This is a genomic window from Endozoicomonas sp. ALD040 (assembly GCF_049275945.1).
Taxonomy (GTDB): Bacteria; Pseudomonadota; Gammaproteobacteria; order Pseudomonadales; family Endozoicomonadaceae; genus Endozoicomonas_A.
Genome location: NZ_CP184829.1, coordinates 5,195,206 through 5,213,737 on the forward strand (window position 1 = coordinate 5,195,206; position 18,532 = coordinate 5,213,737).

The 18,532-nt window shown below is 48.5% G+C and carries 5 protein-coding genes; 4 read left to right on the forward strand and 1 reads right to left on the reverse strand.

Annotation, left to right across the window (positions count from 1 at the left end; translation table 11 throughout):
• The first annotated feature begins 277 nt into the window (after positions 1-277).
• Positions 278-1,585 carry a group II intron reverse transcriptase/maturase gene (ltrA, locus tag ACOJUN_RS18905; protein ID WP_422132384.1) on the forward strand — a complete coding sequence of 436 codons (1,308 nt, stop codon included), beginning with the start codon at positions 278-280 and terminating at the stop codon, positions 1,583-1,585.
• Between the two features lie 304 nt (positions 1,586-1,889).
• On the opposite strand, the gene ACOJUN_RS18910 is transcribed toward ltrA, so the two are convergent.
• Positions 1,890-3,407, reverse strand: coding sequence for an IS1182 family transposase (locus ACOJUN_RS18910; protein WP_422132798.1), 1,518 nt, complete (start codon positions 3,405-3,407; stop codon positions 1,890-1,892).
• A gap of 488 nt (positions 3,408-3,895) precedes the next feature.
• Between ACOJUN_RS18910 and ACOJUN_RS18915 the strand changes: the two genes are divergently transcribed.
• The 3 genes from ACOJUN_RS18915 (at position 3,896) to ACOJUN_RS18925 (ending at position 18,513) form a co-directional block, all read left to right on the forward strand.
• Complete coding sequence (locus tag ACOJUN_RS18915) at positions 3,896-7,714, forward strand: DUF4116 domain-containing protein (protein ID WP_422133447.1); 3,819 nt, start codon at positions 3,896-3,898, stop codon at positions 7,712-7,714.
• 110 nt (positions 7,715-7,824) lie between these two features.
• Positions 7,825-11,076 carry a PEP/pyruvate-binding domain-containing protein gene (locus ACOJUN_RS18920; RefSeq protein WP_422133448.1) on the forward strand — a complete coding sequence of 1,084 codons (3,252 nt, stop codon included), beginning with the start codon at positions 7,825-7,827 and terminating at the stop codon, positions 11,074-11,076.
• Positions 11,077-11,418: 342 nt separating this feature from the next.
• Positions 11,419-18,513 carry an autotransporter outer membrane beta-barrel domain-containing protein gene (locus tag ACOJUN_RS18925; protein WP_422133449.1) on the forward strand — a complete coding sequence of 2,365 codons (7,095 nt, stop codon included), beginning with the start codon at positions 11,419-11,421 and terminating at the stop codon, positions 18,511-18,513.
• Positions 18,514-18,532 lie beyond the last annotated feature (19 nt).

Here is an 18,532-nt window from a genome sequence, read left to right on the forward strand (position 1 = left end):
TGCTTCCGGGGTTCGTACCCACGGCATGTTATCGAATGATTTTACGTGAACAAGGGAGATCCTGAACGTTCAGGCGGAGCCTGTAGGGTCCGACGAGCCTGTAAAGCAAGAACGACTTGATGACGTTCAGGAAGTCAGACCAGCTGATAGTACTCCGAGGCGGGGAGAGCCCGTCACATGGGGAAGCGGCTGGCGGTATTTGAGCCTTTCCAGGGAAACATGGGCTCCACATCTGAGGGAGTTACGGTCTTTTACGCAGTGAGAAGGTAAACCAGCCATGGCAACGGGACTGGAGAGGGTAGCAGCGAAAGCCCGGAGTTATCCGAAACTTCGCTTTACAAGTCTGGCACATCATATTACCCCGGCGAGCCTGTGTATGAATCTGAACAAGATTCCACACAACACATCGCCCGGAGTCGATGGGCTGACTGTCGAAGAGACAAAGAAAGACTTTAAGCGGTGGTTGGAACAGACACTGACGTCTATCCATCGGCAAGGCTACAAGGCACCGCCGGTCAAAAGGGCATGGATACCCAAGCCGGGAAAAAAGGAAAAGCGCCCTCTGGGTGTTCCCTGCATCAATGACCGGGCTTTGCAGCGAAGTGTTGCTGATGTGCTGAATGCTATTTATGAGCAGGACTTTTTGCCCTGTTCCATGGGTGGCAGGCCACGACTGGGAGCGCACCATGCCCTGTCCACTTTTAACGAGGTGGTTTCAGGCCGAAAGGTCAGCTGGGTGCTGGAAGCGGACTTGAAGAACTTCTTTGGGAGTCTTGACCATGGATGGCTGCTTCGTTTTGTGGAACACCGGGTCGGTGATCCCAGAATCCTGAACCTTATACGGCGCTGGTTGAAAGCCGGGGTGATGGAGGCCGGGGAGTTGCAAGAGTGTGAAGAAGGTACGCCTCAGGGTGGGCCGATCAGCGTAGTTCTGAGCAACCTGTACCTGCATTATGTACTTGACCTCTGGTTCGAGTGCATGGTCAAGCCTCGGCTAAAAGGCGAGGCATGGCTGATCAGGTACATTGATGACTTTGTGGTGTGTTTTCAGTATCGCAGTGATGCGGAGCGGTTCATGAATGTGCTGCCACAGCGACTGGAGAAGTTTGCGTTGAAACTGGAGCGGGATAAAACCCGGTTAGTCAGGTTCGGACGTTTTGCCAGTCGTGGGGGAAGACGACCGGAAACGGTTTACTTCCTTGGCTTTACGCACTACTGCACAAGGAATCTGAAAGGAAACTTCATGGTGGGAAGGAGAACGGAAAAATCCCGCCTAAGACGCAGCATAGCCAAACTGAAGGAACTGCTGAGACGAATACGCCATGAACCGCTGCACGAACAAGTGACAGCGATCAATCGACGGTTGAGAGGGCATTATGCGTATTACGGTCTGGGAGGAAACTTCCGAAGTATGGAGAAGCTTTACCGGTTTGTTGACCGCTACTGGTACAAGATGCTGTGTAGCCGATGCCGGAAAGGCAAGATTCCATGGGAAAAGTACCATAACCTCAAGCAGCTTCTGCCGCTACAGAAACCGAGGATAATGCTGCCTTTTATGGCAATGAAATCCATGGCTGTGCTGTGAGTCAAATATCGAAGAGCCCGGTGCGGGAAATCCGCACGCCGGGATCTGAGGGGGTTGGAGCTACAATTGGTAGCTCCTTCTACCCGGTGAATAGCGAGCTATTTGACGAACAAAAGCGGATTTTCAGACCAATTTGCTGCCGCCGCAGTAGGGCAGTCTATTCTCGGTCAGGCTCCTAGGAGCCTGACCGAGAATAGCGCAACCAGACCAACAGAAGTTTTCCCAAATCTTAAAATGAGCAAAAAATATCCAATTATTAGTGGGATTTTGCTCATTTTTGCATATTTATGCCTTCTCACAGCCTCTATGCTGCCTTTTTAGCCTCTTTCAAATCTTCGAGACGGATTGACCTCGTGGAAGCCGCTTTTACAAATTTTTTGATATTATGCGCAGTGCATACCAGTGAAAATTCCGCTGAAACTTTTTCTTTGCCGCGGAGACTGAACCCTCGGAAACCAGATTCTTTTATCTGTCCAAATGGTGGCTCCGCAATAACTTTACGACGCTCATATATGGCTTTCGCACCGGCTGTCTCCATTTTCTTATTCATAGCCTGACGTGCTTTTTCAAACTTATCGGTACGGATAACCCTGCCAGCCTCTTTCTTTGAATCACTGCAATTCCGACGATAAGGGCATTCCCTGCATACCGTCTTGTTTGCCCGGTAGCTTTTTCTTTTGCTTTTGCTGGCCGGGTTCGTTACCAGCTTTTCCCCTGCCGGACAGATAAATACATCAGCTTCGGAATCATACGCAAAATCCGCTTTGACAAACTTCCTGTCAGAGCTTTCAAGGTCGTCAGCGGCAGGCTTCTCCGCCTTGTCGGTTGCGATATAGGCATCAATCTCATGTCGCTCGACTGTATGTAAGTTTGACCCTGAAAAGTAACCATTATCCATACTCCACTTATCTACAGCCGCGCCATCAGTGGCTCCTGATAATGCCCTCAGCGCCGGCTCCACTTCCTGTACATCGTTGGCGTGTTGGCTGACATGCTGGCCAACAATGATCTGGTTATCGGAATCAACTGTAATTTGAGCATTGTAGCTGTACTCACAATACCCCTTCTTGCTCATCACGCGGGCATCGTGATCTGCAAAACTGATCTGCTTTTTGTCGTCTATTGGTTTGTCTGGATTTAAAGCTTTTTCACGTTCTTCAAGTGCTTTCTTGGCCTCTTTGATTTTTTTCAGGCGCTCTTCTTTAAACTGGAGGTCTTCAGGAATGCTGTAACCATTGGTTGCTTTGTAGGCGTCATCTTCTTCCTGATCACACTGACTGGCTTTTTTGATCAGCTCATCCACTTCGGCACTGAGTTCTGCCTCTTTCGCTTTGAGCCTCCCGTAGCTCATGGCCTTGTGTTTTGAGCTGTTGGCTTTGAACTTGGAGCCGTCCAGGCTGATATGACCCAGTGATGCCATTTTGAGTTCAATGGCCAGTTTGACTGACTGTTTGAAGCAGTCATGGAAAAACGACAGATTATCCTTACGAAAGTCACCAAGAACCCTGAAATTCGGGCAGTTCATTTGTGAGATATACATGAACGCCAAGTCTTGTCGACACCGTCGCTCAATCTCACGGGAACTGAAAACACCATGGCTGTACGCGTAGATCAGAATAGCGACAATGAGCTTTGGAGGGTATGCGTGCTGACCAAGGTGGTGATATTTTTTTTCGACTTCAGACGTATTAATGTTCTGAAAAATGCTTTCATAAATAAAACAATCATGATCTTTGGGAAGCAAATCGAAAACGTTGGTTGGGAACAGCAGATGCTGATCAAACTCAACAGGACTGTCCTTAAACTTTGGTGGTGGTGACATTTGGCATAATCAGAGTTGGTTTAAGGCTTATCATAACAGATAAGCCTATTCTCGGTCAGGCTCCTAGGAGCTTGTCCGAGAATAGCGCCCGTATCGAGGACGGCAGAAAATTGAGGATGAAAATTCGGTTTTGTGAGGAGAATAGCGAGCTATTTGACGAACAAAAGCGGATTTTCAGACCAATTTGCTGCCGCCGCAGTAGGGCAGTCTATTCTCGGACAAGCTCCTAGAGCAACGCAGGAGCAGTTGCCGCGAGTGCCTGAACAATAAGTCAGAAAATATGATTTCGTATGGTTGAGTACTTAAGTTCTTTTCAACTCCGGGGACATTGACCGGTGCAAAGGTTGTTACCAGCTCATTACTTTTTTTCTATTGTCAGCTTCAGGCTGTCGGTTGAACTTTATAACAATGTCATTGTCAAAAGAAAGTAATCTATTGAACTTTAGCGATTAAATCATGGATGATTTTAACATGTGAGGGATGTCTTGATGTTACCTGCTACTGCTGAGATGTCAGATTCTAAAAGCCTGACAAGGATTCCAAATCATAATATCCAGGATGGTAGTCCATCCATCGGGACTGATGATTCTCCCAAAAGGTATTTTGGCAATTCTGATCCCGGTGGCGCTCCCAACCCAGCATCGCTCGCCAGGCGCACCTGCCGTCCAGCTGATTCAGGTCAGGCTGCTGACTGTTCCCCCTCCAACCGGGAACAATTTGGGGGCAAGGGAATGTTTTTGCAGCGCATGAAGAAAGCCGGTCTGTCTGTGCCACCGTTCGAGTGTGTTACTGCTCAAGTCATGAATGCTCTTGAACAACACCCTCTGGATAGACTTGACCGCTATCTTCCCGGGATTGACCGCGAACTGAAGGCTGAGACCAGCCTGAAGAACATCCGTGACCACCTCAATGCCTTGCCGCCTTCAGAGCAAAGCAAAAGGGATAAGTGGCTGCAGGGTCTGGCGCAATTTGTGGCCAGTGATGACTATTACGAACAGGTCAAAGATTCTGAAGCGGCCCGGGAGATCAGAGGTCTGCTCCGTCAGCTGGACCGACTCTCCACATCACAGCCGGTTATTGTGCGCAGCTCAGGCATCAACGAAGATAACTACGGCGATTCCCAGGCCGGTAAATACCTCTCGGTAGTGCAGGCAGAAGAGGATATTTTGCGTACCTGCCTTAAGGTCATGGCCTCAGGTTATCGGCCTGAAGTCTGTCCCGAAGTCATACCCCCACCCATGGCGCTGATCATCCAGGAGTGCATTGACTGCCAATATGGTGGGGTCGCCATGAGTTTTCAATCTTTTCAGGATAATACTGTCAGGGCAGAGTTTACACTGGGTCAACCCAGGGGCGTAGTGGCAGGGCAGTCCGGTAACACGCCCCACCGCCTCGATATTTATCGCAAGGGCCACAAAGAAGAAGTTCACAGCTATCAATACTTTCCCGGAACCCTCTCAAGTCACTTTGTCTTGCACAAGAATAATAACGGCTATTCGGAAGTAAGAATTGATCATGTTGATGCTCAATCAGGCGACGGTGGACTGCAACTCACTGATGAAACGGTTTCAGAACTCATGGAGGCGGTGACAAAGCTGGAAGACCTGTTGCTCTGCCCCGTGGATGTGGAGTTTGCCATTGATCGTCAGGGTCGCCTGTTCCTGTTACAGGTACGCCCCGTTACCCGACTCTCTGGCGGCATGGATTTTGCCATGCCTATACCAGAAGAGACCCTGGCCAGTGGTCAGGGCATCAGCGAAGGCTATTGCACCGGTACACTCTGGCTGGCGGAAGAACAAGCGGTAGATTCAATGCCAGAAGGAGCCATTGTCGTGGCCGACCATGCCGAAGATTGGATGCTTGAGCCTGAGTTCCTGAAGCGAGTGAGGGGGGTTGTCTTTGCCAAAGCAGGATTCAATGATCATGTCGCGATCCTCATGAGGCAAGAAAAAATAACCTTAATGCGGGCCGATGATCAGTTTTCGGCATTGGCCGCTCAGAAAGGCCAACAGACGACACTGGCCTGCGCCCGCTTTAACGGTGAGCCCGTAGCCTTTGTTGTTGCCGGTGACCTTACCGAAAAACTGGCCAGCCACAGAAGTTTATCCTCGGCCTTCTCAGATATGCCCCTGGGAAATGCCGTCCCGTCACGGGATGATTTGTCTCCCTCTGAAGACACACTTCGCCAGGTCGCCAACTGTTTTCAGTGGCTGACGGATCAAAACGCCCGCCTGTTGGCATTTTTTGCCTCCGGTGGTGGACTGGATTGCCTGGCCAACCCGATAAAACTGAGCATGTCGCGGCAACGATCAGAGCTACTGGCTGAGACCAGAGAGAACATAAAACGACTGATTTATGGCGCTGAAAAGCTGTTGGAGGTGTACCAGGCATTTCTGCAGCTGGCGGGCAACAGCAGTTCATCCCTGATTGAGACATTGCGAGATGAATTACCGCAACTGAACAAACGCTTTGAGACGCTGAAACAGACCATCCAATCCGGCTTGGAGAATATCATTATGCGAATGCAAGCTGCTGAAGACGGGCAGCTTTCCCCGCTAATGTTTCGTCAGTGGGTGGTAGACTGCCATCAGCTGCAATCCTGTCTTCAAGCGCTCAACTTCGGGAAGGCCGAGCAGGTGCGTAGTGTCCATGAACTGATTTTTGCTCTGCATCAGCGCTTTGTAGAGGCTCTGGCAGCGGTCACTTTGGGGTCGGGTCAGGGCAGGCTATCCAAACAAGGGCAAGCCACCTTTGTTGATTGCACCACTCCGGGTAAGTCGGGTGAAAAGGCACCGCTATTGACTCCGTTCGGCAAGGAGTCCATCGGAAAATCAGCGAATAAAGCGACTGTCATCAGTATGAATGATGCCTTGATTGTTAACCTGAAATTAGGAAGTCATGTAGGCCTTGTCGAACTGCTCGAACAGGCAGAGGGGGGTAAAGGACGAACCTTGCGACTGAAATTTTCTGACAAATTTCGTAAGCATCGTGCATCAGGTCTTTATAATCCCGGCAAGTTAAAGCGCATGTGGTTTCTGGCACAGTTACTGAGAGCGATCGAACTGGGAGAAAATACGCAGAGCATGAAGCTGAGCTGCAACGAAGTAGCAGGTGAAATGATCGTCGAATGCTCCCGAATAAAATCACGTCCAGTCCTGCAGGGTGCCTTTGAAAAACTGATCACTGTATTAAACAATACCTATAATCTGGATCAACAATTGTCGGACCTGCCCATCTTTGAAGGAGATCAGTGGGACTTTAACCTGCTGGCACAACGCCTTAATCGTGATATTACCACAGAAGCTGATAGATTCGCTTTTCATCATTGTCTTTTCTCAATGTTTTATGATTGGAAATTATACATTTTTTACAAATGCCTTATTCCCTGCGACCAGTTATTGAACAACCAGCAACAACGACAGTTTATAGATCATTGTCGACGTTTAGGTAAATCAGAGCGCCATCTTGAGAAAGTGTTAATGAGTGATGAGATCGGTGACGACAGCCGCAGGGAACTATTACAGCATCTTTTATTGATACATCCGGAACATGCTGTGCCATTGTTTGCCCATGTGTATCCCCATCTGGAAGGTCAATACTATGTTATCAAACCATCCTTTAATGTCAGACTGGAGTTTGATATTCCTCCGGGTCAGCCAGTTCCGGATGATAAAGAAAAGGTCAGGAATGTCTTACTCTTGCATGGGCTGAAATATGCCAGCCAACGGGTTCGAAGTGACAAAGAGGTTGTGTTACCCACCATTAGAGTTTATCCGGGTGACCTGAAATATGTGAGTACAGAACTGAAAAATGATAAAGAGGTTGTTATGGCCGCAGTCACTCAGAAGGCCAGACAGTTGCAATATACCAGCCCGGAACTTCTTGACAATAAAGAGGTCGTCATGGCCGCAGTCTCTCAGAATGGTCGTATGCTGGAATATGCCAGCGCAACACTTCGGGATGATGAAACGGTGGTCATGGCCGCTGTTGAGACGTTTCCGCAAGCCCTGCGTCATGCCAGTGAAAGATTACGAGGCGATAAAAAAATTATACAATTCGCAAGCTCTGGTGATGTTCGTAGCTTATATTATGCCAGTGAAACCTTACTGAATGATCGAGAGTACATGCTGGGCTTAATTGAGCAGAACTGTCTTGCTTTCGAATTTGCTGCTTCAAGGCTTCAAATGGATTATGACTTTATCAATGCAGCAACCATAAGAAACCCGGCAGTTTTTGAATTCTTCGAAATACCCTGCCAACAAGGTCTGACCGGCTCTGACAGTATTGGCCAGCAGACGGCGTTTTAACCACTTCAGCCGTACGGTTGAACTTTATAAAAACATCAATGTCTATAGAAAGTAGTCAATTAACGTATCAACCGTTGATTCATAGATGAACATAATGAAAGGGATATTTTATGCATTGTGCTACTTCTGAGACATCAGATCCTAAAAACCCGATAACAAATCCAAATCAGAATACCCTGGCTGGCACTCGATCCAATAGGGCTGGTGATTCACCTAAAAGATATTTCGGTGCCCTTGATCCCAGCGGTATTCCCGCCTCGACTTTGCTGGTCAAGCGCATTTGTAGTTCGCCTGTTCCAGGTCAGGCTGCTGACCATTCTTTCTCCGACCGGGAACAATTGGGGGGCAAGGGGATGTTTTTGATGCGCATGGAAAAAGCCGGTCTGTCTGTTCCGCCCTTTGAATGTGTGACAGCCCAGGTCATAAGTATGCTCGAAAAACACCCTCTGGATAGACAGCTGTTAGTCCGCTATCTCCCTGTGAATGTTGATGAACCCGATGCACTGACCAGCCTGACGAACATCCGGGAATACCTTAATACCTTGCCACCTTCAGAGCAAAGCAAAAAGGATGACTGGCTGGCAGGTCTGGCGGAATTTATTGCCAGTGAAGACTATTACCAACAGGTTAAAGACTCTGAAGCGGCGCAAAAAATCAGGGATCTGCGTCGTCAGCTGGACGGGTGCCCCACCTCTCAACCGATTATTATCCGCAGCTCTGGTATTAACGAAGATAACTACGGCGATGCCCAGGCGGGCAAATACCTCTCTGTCGTCCAGAAAGAAGACGATGTTTTAAGTACCTGCCTGAAGGTCATGGCCTCAGCTTACCGGCCTGAAGTCTGTCCCGAAGGCATACCGCAACCCATGGCGCTGATCATCCAGCAGTGCATTGATTGCCAATACGGCGGGGTCGCCATGAGTTTTCGATCTTTTCAGGATGGTACCATCAGGGTTGAGTACACACCCGGTCAACCCAGGGGGGCAGTGGCAGGGCAGTCTGGTAACACACCTCACCGCATTGACATTTCTCGCGTGGAAGGAGCTGACAGCATTCAATACTTTCCGGGTACGATCTCAAGTCACTTTGTCTTGCACAAAAACAACAAGGGTTATTCAGAAACAGCTATTCAGAATGCTGACGCACAAACAGACGACGGCAGGCATAAACTCAGTGATCATTTGGTTACAAAACTCAGCCAGGCGGTGACAGAGCTGGAAAACCTGTTGCTCTGTCCCGTGGATGTCGAGTTTGCCATCGATCATCAGGGTAATTTATTCCTGTTGCAGGTGCGCCCTGTTACCCAGCTCTCGGGCGGTATGGATTTTGTCATGCCCATACCCGAAGAGAGTCTTGCCATTGGCGAGAGCATCAGCGAAGGCTATTGCACAGGGCCAATCTGGCTGGCCAATGAACGACAGGCAGACACTATGCCAAAGGGCGCCATTGTCGTGGCTCAACAGGCTAAAGACTGGATGCTTGAGTCCGGGTTCCTGAAGCGGGCAGGTGGCTTTGTCTTTGCCTATGCCGGATTCAATGATCATGTAGCGATCCTCATGAGACAGCTAAAAGTCACTTTAATGCGGGCCAGTGGCCAGTATTCGGCGTTGGCCGCTCAGGTTGGTGAACAGGCGACGCTGGCCTGTGCCCGCTTCATGGGTAAGCCCGGAGCCTTTATTGTTGCCGGTAACTTTACTGAAAAACTGGCCAGTCACAGCAGCCTGTCCTCAGCTTTTTCTAATGCGCCCCTGAAGGAAGTCAGCCTTTCAAGGGATGAACTGTCCCCTCATAGATGCCAGTTCCGTCAGGTCGCCAGCTGCTTTCACTGGCTCACAGACCAAAATGCCCGTTTGTTGGCATTTTTTGCCTCCGATGGCCGATTGGGTTGTCTGGCAAACCCCATAAAACTGAGCATGTCGCCAGCACGATCGCAACGACTGGCAGAGATCAGGAACGACGTAAACCAGCTGATTCGTGGGGCTGAAGTCATGTTGGAGGGGTATCAGGCGTTCTTGCGGCTGGCTGGTAAAACGGATTCGCCTCTGGTCAACTCGTTGCGGGTTGAATTCCCGCAACTGAGCAGACGATTCCAGGCATTGAAACGGGCCATCGAATCAAAGTTGGAGAGTATCATTTCTGCAATACAAACCGCTGAAGAAGGGCGGCTTTCCCCGGTAATATTTCGTCAGTGGCTGGTAGATTGCAAGGAACTGGAATCCTGTTTGCAAAAACTCAACCCAAAGGAGGCGGAACAGGTCCAAAGTGTCCATGACCTGATTTTTGCCCTGCACCAGCGCTTTGTCGAGGCGCTGGCTCCCGTGACTCTGGGTTCGGGGCAAGGCAGTATATCCAAGAGAAAGGATATCACTTATGTTGATTGTACGACCCCTTGTGAAAGGCCGCCGCTACTGACGCCTTCCGCAGCAGCAGCCATGGAACAATTTAATTTTACAGCCACTGTCGTCAGTCTGAACGATGCCTTGATTGTTAACCTGAGGCTTGGCAATCATATGAGTGTTATTGAGCTGCTTGAACATGCAGAAGGGGGCAAAGGACGAACCTTGCGGCTTAAATTTGCTGACACCTTTGGTAAAGAATGGGACTTTGCAGTCGGCAAATTAAAGCGTGTGTGGTTTATGGTGCAGTTACTGAAAGAGATAGTACTCGATAATAATACCGATGGCTTAAAGACAAGTATCAATGCCGTAGCCAGTGAAGTTATCATCGAATGTCCCCGAATAAGATCACCTGAAACCCTGCAAAATGCCTTTCAAAAACTAATCATAGTGTTACGTGATATTAAAGATGTGGATATGAATTTGAACGATAAACCCATTTTTGAAGGGGACCAGTGGGACTTTAACTTGCTTGAACAACGGCTTGATCGCGATATTGCGACAGAAGCCGATAGATTCGCCTTTCGACGGTGCCTTTTCTCAATCAGTTATACCTATTTACACAAAGTTACTCTTTGCTACCCGTTATTAAGCAAGCAATACCAACAGTTTATTGATGATGTTCAACGTTTATCCCGGTGCGCGATAAAATCAAAGGACGATCTTCAGGCGCTTTTAATGAGTGATGAGCGCAGTGATAACAACCGCAGGGAACTGTTGCAGCATTTTTTATTCAGAAATCCTGAAGCAGCTATGCCATTTTTTGACATTATGTATCCTCAATTGAAAGGTCAATATTATGTTATCAAGCCCTCCTTCAGTGAGCGTCTGGCGTTTTATGTGCCACCGGGTTTGCCGGTTGGGGATCACAAAGAAAAGATTGCGAATGCCATACGAATGCATGGGCTGGAATATGCCAGCCAAGCGGTTCGAAATGATAGAAAGTTTTATACTCACTATCTCTGAAGATCCCAAAGAACGCCAATATGTGAGTGAAGAGCCCAAGAATGGCAGCTATGTCGTCATGACAACATTCACTCAAGTCACTTCATTATGACTTGAAGCTGGGCTATTAAACAGCAGATGAGGGATCAAAGTCAGCCCCGGAATACGTAAACTGTGTCGTTTTTCGGGCTAAAAACCTGTTTTTTAAAATTAATGGGTATTTCAAAACATTCCTTTGATTACCTAAAATGAGCGTGGTCAAGCTCCGGTCGTCTTTCGAACGCCAAATCAGATTTTCAGCGGTGGTTTCTCCCAAACTGTCTGCCGCCTCTTTCCCATAATACGCCTCCTGCTGATATTCCAATGACTTTTGAAGGTTTATCAATGAGTCATCCCAGGCCTCATGTTTTTTACTCGAAGATTATTCTGGCTTTTGCCGTTGTTTCTGTGATTTCCGGGTGGGTTTTGGGAGATGATAGCGGCGGCAGCCGCTTTGACCCCAAGGAATGGCCCCCCCATAAAACCAAAGTTGTAGAGTGGGTAGAATCCATCCCAAAAGATAGTTCCGTTACCATAGGTCCCGCTGATCCATCCAAACCCGACGGGATAAATTACATAAAAATGGTGAATGGAACATTAAACATCGAAGGTTCTCTGACGAGCGAATTACCCAGTGGCAATAAAGTGCAGGCCGGGGTTCATATGATCGTCAGCGCTGTAGGCATGAATAATAGAGTCACTAACAAAGGCATACTCAGCAGTGCACGGGAGAAGAAGGGTTACGCTGCAGACGTCGTCATGGCCCTGACCAAATATGGGGATACTATCAGCAACGAGGGCATAGTCACTATTCAGGGGATAAAGAGACGAACTGCACCCACAGCCTTTCAGGCTGCGCACAAAGCTTCTGAGGCCGCTAATGAGATAAATGGAACCTTTAATATTTTAAGCGCTCCCGCAATGGGCTTTCTCATTATCAACGGTTTGGGTACAAACAGTGGCACTCTTAACTTGTCTAGCCAGTCCTCAAGCGACCAACCGTCCTATGGAATGAAAGCCAGAAATCAAAATGTCCACGACTTCGGAGTAGAACAGGGTAATGCAGAAGTTCGCAATAGAGGCACCCTCAACGTTAATGGCAAAAACAATTATGGTATGGCTGCAACCGCCGATGCCAGTAACCCGCCCCCGGTCGGTTACTCCTCCACCGCTGCCAACTGGGCCACTATCAACGTTTCTGGCGACGATAGTGTTGGTATGAGCACAGACACACATCGAGCTAAAGTAGACAACAGTGGTGATATTTTTACCAAAGATAATGCCATTGGCATCAAAATCTCAGGCAATGGTCAGTTAGTGAATGCGGGAACCATAAGAGGTACTGGCACCGGATTGCTTTATTCTGGTAATTTTCCAAGAGGCCTTAGCATTAAACCCGGATACGTCATTGAGGGGTCGCCTGCCATTAAAATGGAGCAGGCAAGTCAATCCCCTCTGTATTTGCACGGAGGATTCATAACAGGAAACATCGAGGGTGCTGGTGGCGAAGACAACACTCTTTATATTGCTCTTCCTGAAGAAGTTCCGGGTAAAAATACGACATTATCCATAAAGGGCAATATTTCCGGCTTTTCCACCATTAAGATTTCCGGATCAGGCTGGAGCCTGAGTGGCTGGATTTCAGAGGCGACAAGGTTTGATACATCCAGTCAAATCAATAGCTTGTTTGTGAGCGATACAATAGCATCCTCCCATGAAGCCCCTGACGCTTCCTTAAGGTTTGCTACTACAAGTGAGAGCCAGAACAAACTGGACATAAATACTGAAGGGGGAGGGAAGGTAGAGAGTCTGAACCTTTTCGGTAGCGCTCAGCTTAATCATTTACCGGAGCTAAAACATATAGCTGTTTACCATTCCGGGAACTGGTCAGTCTCGCCTGTTGCACCTTTGCCTGACCTGCTCACCATTACAGCAGGTTCAGGAGGTCAGATTGAAGAGATAACTACTAAACGTCCCTCGAACAAATCCAAATCACTGTATCTGTCGTTCAGCCAATCAACTTTGGTTGCTCGTGATCTGGTTGTTCATAGCTTGCCTGAGAGCATCATCAAGACGATTGATCTATCGTCAAAAGACGACCGAAAACCTCTATTGTTGTTTCTGGAAGGGGGGGAAACAGGAACCATCAAGGGCCGTTCTGACCTAAATGATAAATTTGTACTGAATAAGGGGTCAGTAACAGAAGCGGTCAATGATATCTCTACCATCACGGTAACAAGTGACAATGCTGACGCCTGGTCAGCGACAGGGCCAGTGTACAACCCCAATTCCATAAATATAAATGACGGTGCGCAGATCAACAGCATCAATACCCACTCCAGCCGTGGCAGTGACCGTGGCGCTTTAAGTCTGGCATTTAACCGCAGCTATACCAACAACGACTTCATTAAAGTGGATAATCAGGGGAAATTAGGGAGTCTGGACTTCTCGAGTGACGCTGAACGTCCCAGGCTGTGGTTTCTGCAACAAGGTCAAACAGCAGCCATCAAAGGTCGTTCCGATAAACAAGATGAACTTGAACTGAAGACGGGTTCAGTGAAAGGAACGGTTGATAATATCCATACCGTCAGGGTAACAGGTAGGGAGTGGACGGTTCTGAATTGGCTTACCGGCACACAGAGAGTGGATCTGCAAAGCCCTGTTCATCAGATTCGTATTGCCGACAAGAAAGAACAGGGAACCTTGCCAGGCAGCACTCTGGGCCTGGTCAACAGCAACAGTCCAATCAGTATCACCAGCCATGCTGATCAACAATCGGATCTGTGGTTGCGAGGTAAAGCTCAGATCAGCGATCTTCATGGAGTCAGGAATATTCTGCTGGACAGTGCTGAGGTTTGGTCAGTGACAGGATCAGTCCCCAACCCTGACTCCATAACCATAACTCCCTATGCCAAGGTCAGCAGCATCAATACCCGCTCCAGTCACGGCGATAATACGTTATCCCTGACATTTAACGGCACCTACACTGACGATAACTTTTTTAAAGTAGATAACCGCGGAACACTGGAGAGACTGGACTTTTCGAACGGCGCTAAACGACCACCTCTACAGCTCTCTCTGAAAGGGGGTGAGATGGGAGTAATCAAGGGTCATCCTGATCGGGATGATCAACTTATACTGAACACCGGCTCAGTAACAGGCGAAGTTAATAATATCCGTACCATCAATGTGACGGGTAAAGCATGGACGTTTCTGAACTGGGCCGTCGGCACACGAAAAGTGATCCTGGAAAGCCCTGTTCATCAGATCCGGGTTTCCGACAAGAAACAACAGGAAGTCGTGCCAGGCGCCACTCTGAACCTGATCACCAGCAACAGTCCAGTCAGTATTACCAGTCATGCTGATCAACAAACGGATCTATGGTTGCGGGGAAAAGCTAACATCAGCGATCTTAAGGGTGTCCGAAATATCCTGCTTGACAGTGCTGAAGACTGGTCGGTCAATGGCTCAGTTTACAACTCCAATGCTATCACCATAAGCCCTGAAGCACAGGTCAGCAGTATCAATACCCACTCCACCCACTTAAACAGGGGAAACTCGGATAAAACCTTAACCCTGTTATTTAACGGCACCTACACAGACGACAATGTCTTTAAAGTAGATAATAGTGGAACACTGGGAAGCCTGGACTTTTCCAGTAACGCTAACCGCCCTCCATTGCAGTTTTCTCTGAAAGGGGGTGAAGTAAAAGAAATCAAGGGTCGTTCTGATAAAAATGATGAACTGATACTTGACAAGGGTTCGTTGACAGAAGCGGTTAATGATATTCATACCATCAGGGTAACAGGTCGGGAATGGACTTTTCTGAATTGGGCCACCGGCACACACAAAGTGGATCTGCACAGCCTTATTCAGCGGATCCGTGTTTCAGACCAGAGAGAGCAGACAGACGAGGAATGGAAAAAAGGGTTGCCAGCAGCGACTCTGGGCATCATCACCCGTAGCAATCCAGTCAGTATCACCAGTCATGCCGATAAACAAACCGATCTATGGTTACAAGGTGAGGCCCGGATCACCGATCTTGAAGGAGCCCGGGGTATCTGGCTGGACAGCGCTAAAGACTGGTCGGTGACGGGGCAAGTACTAAACCCTGACTCCATAACCATAAGACCGGGTGCACAGGTCAAGAATATCAGTACCCACTCCGGATTCGGGACTCAATCTCTGGCTCTGGTGTTTAAAAATATTGATGCCGACGACGACTTTAAAGTGGATAACTATGGAACACTGGAGAGCCTGGACTTGTCCGCTCATGCTCAGCGCCCTTCTTTAAAGCTCTCTCAGAAAGGCGGTGAAATAGTTAAAGAAATCAAAGGTCGCTCTGATAAAAATGATGAACTGATACTGGACTCCGGCTCAGTAAAAAGAGCGGTTGATAGCATCCATACCATCAGGGTAACAGGTAAAAAATGGGATTTTCTGGACTGGGCCACAAATACACGACAAGTGACTCTGGAAAGCCCCATTCATCAGATCCGTGTTTACGACAAAAAAGATCAGGAAACAGTTCCAGAAGAGACCCTGAGCATCATCAGTGATAAGAATCATCCAGTCATTATTACCAGTCATGCCGATAAACAGGCAGATCTATGGCTGAAAGGTGAAGCCCAGATCAGAAAGCTTCAAGGAGCCAGACACATCCTGCTGGACAGTGCAGATGCCTGGTCGGTGTCAGGGCAAGTCAACAACCCCAGTTCCATAACCATAAATCCTGATGCCCAGGTCAGCAGCATCAATACTCGTTCCACCTATGGCAATAAAACCTTAGCTGTGGCATTTAACGGCACCTTTAGCAACAACGATTTTTTTAAAGTGGATAACCATGGAACACTGGCAAGCCTGGACTTTTCCAGCGACGCCCACCGCCCTTCACTGCAATTTATCCAATCCGGTGGAGCTGCTGACCTTGTAAAAGCACGCCCTGGAATGAACGACACTCTTGTAATGGTCGCAGGCACTATCAGGGAACAGAGCGGCTTTGACAACCTGATCGTGCAGGGAGATACATGGGGCTATTTGAGAATGGATAATCTTGACATTGTGAACCTTGTTAAAGGCGCTGTCGTTAACAGAATCACGGATGACCCAAAGGTTGAAAAAGGAACTGATCGTCTGGTATTAGGCTTTAAAAAGTCTTTATTTAATCGGTCAGCCTTTGCTATCAATAATGAAGGCGGTGAAATCCATGAAATCGATCTCTCAGGGCCAGACTCCGCACGTCCGAAACTCTTTCTGAACCATCTCGATGGCATCACCGAAAACATTAAAGGTCAACAAGGCCACGGCGATAGTCTGTTTCTCAGCGGTGGCAAGATCACTGGATCGGTCAGTGGCATAGATGATGTCTCGATCACAGGCAAACAATGGGAAACCATTGCAATACAGAACCCATTAAGCATCACGGTGACTGAAGACGGTACAGCCAGACTGATAACGACCAGAGACGCAGGCCCTGCTGGCGGTGCTTTAACATTACCTCTTAAATTCACTAAGTCAGCGGTACTTTTCAAGAAAGTACCATTAAACACCCGTGGCACAATAAAGGAGATGAAGTTTGATGACACGGGTCACCGCCCACCCATCAACATTGTCCTTAAGGCTGGCACCATTGGCAGCATCCGGAGCCTACCGGGTAAAGGTGACAGTCTGGATGTTCAGAACAGTACCGTAGAGGGCGACATTATCGGGCTGGACTCCCTGACCTTCAGTGGTCCGGAGGCTCAATTCGGCGGTCAGCTGATTGAGACTATGGGAACAGTGAGCATTTCAGGCAAACTGACCCTGACCTCAAACCTGAAATTGTCTGTCACTCCCGTCAAATTTTTACAATCTGTTTCAGAAGCTGAATCTGATACCTCAACCGCCTTGGCCAAGACAACTGTCCATATTAACAAAGGCGGTACTTTATACCCGAAGGCACCTTCTGCAGCTCTGTCGTCCAGACGTGACAGTGCCTTGGAAGTGGCAGGTCTTTATAAGCAAGAGGGCACACTGGTAGTGACTCTGGATGAACTGCGTGACCTGAAAGCACCTTACATCAAAGCCAGCAGAATTGAAGTCGGCCCTGAAGCCGGTGTTTTACTGAATAATCAACCGGATATCGGTGAGAGCACCGAATATCTTTTGATGCAATCAAGCGACTGCGACATTAAAACAATGCCCTCCCTGGTAACGACTTCATTCACTCCTCACACCCTTTACTACCTTCGCCTGACGGCCAGACAGCTGTTCCTTGTCAGCTACCATGTAGCGACATTTGTTGCGGATCTTGCCAGATCCGGCGGTGCCAACGATTCAGCCTTGAAAGCGATTGAAATAGCACTGACTACCCGTCAATCAAACGACAGTGAACCATTGAATAACTGGATCCTGAGTCAGGTCAAGATGATCAATAACAACACTGCCGAAGTCGCCAAAATTGTCAACCAGATGACTCCGGACCTGTCCGGTGCGTCCATAAGTTCTGCCAACGCTTCGATCAGACAGGCCCGTACTGCAGTTGGCGCCCGACAGACTGGCCTTCGCAACGGTATTGCTGCGGGTGATATGGTTGCCTCCGGTAATGTCTGGATGCAGTATGCCAACACGGATGCCAGGCAGGATAAAAAGGACGGGTACAACGGCTATGAAGCCAAAACCCACGGCTTCACAATGGGTGTTGACTCTGATCTGAATGAACGCATGACGTTAGGTGTCGCCTATACCTACTCAAAGGGTGATGTTAACGGGACCGATGGCTCAAGCAGCAGGATTGATACCGAAGGGCATACCTTCAGCGTCTATTCGAGCTTTGCGCAGGGCTCCGTGTTTGTCGATGGCCGTATAGGTTACAGCTGGAGTAATAATGATGGTAAACGTAACGTTGTCGGCAATGAGATCAAGGCCAAACATGATCTCAATTCGTGGGATGTTGGTCTTCTGACTGGCTATAAAATGCCATTGGGTCAGTCAGGAGAATGGCACTGGTTGCCACAACTGGCCTTCAACTATGCCAGCATCAAGCCAGACGACTACCGGGAGACAAGCGTTAACGATTGGTCAGATATCCTGCGGTTTGCAAGAGTCAAAAGCGACACTTACGAGATACTGGAACTGGGCGCTGGTCTGAAACTGTCGGGCGATATCACCACAGCCAGTATGACCGTCAAACCTGAAGTCAGCCTGATGGCCTTCCACGATTTCAAGGATGACCCGGTGAGCATGACCGCGCAATTTGCCCAGGGTGGCAATGCTTTTCTGATGAGCGGGGCCAAACGTGAACAAAGCCGTTACCAGTTCGATGCAGTGATTAATATGGAGAGCCACAGCAACCTGGCCTTTACCATCAGCTATCACTATGACTGGATGGACAGCTTCAAGGCTTATGGTTTTATTGCCAGAGTCAGCTACGGGTTCTGAGTAAGCCGTCAATTTTTCA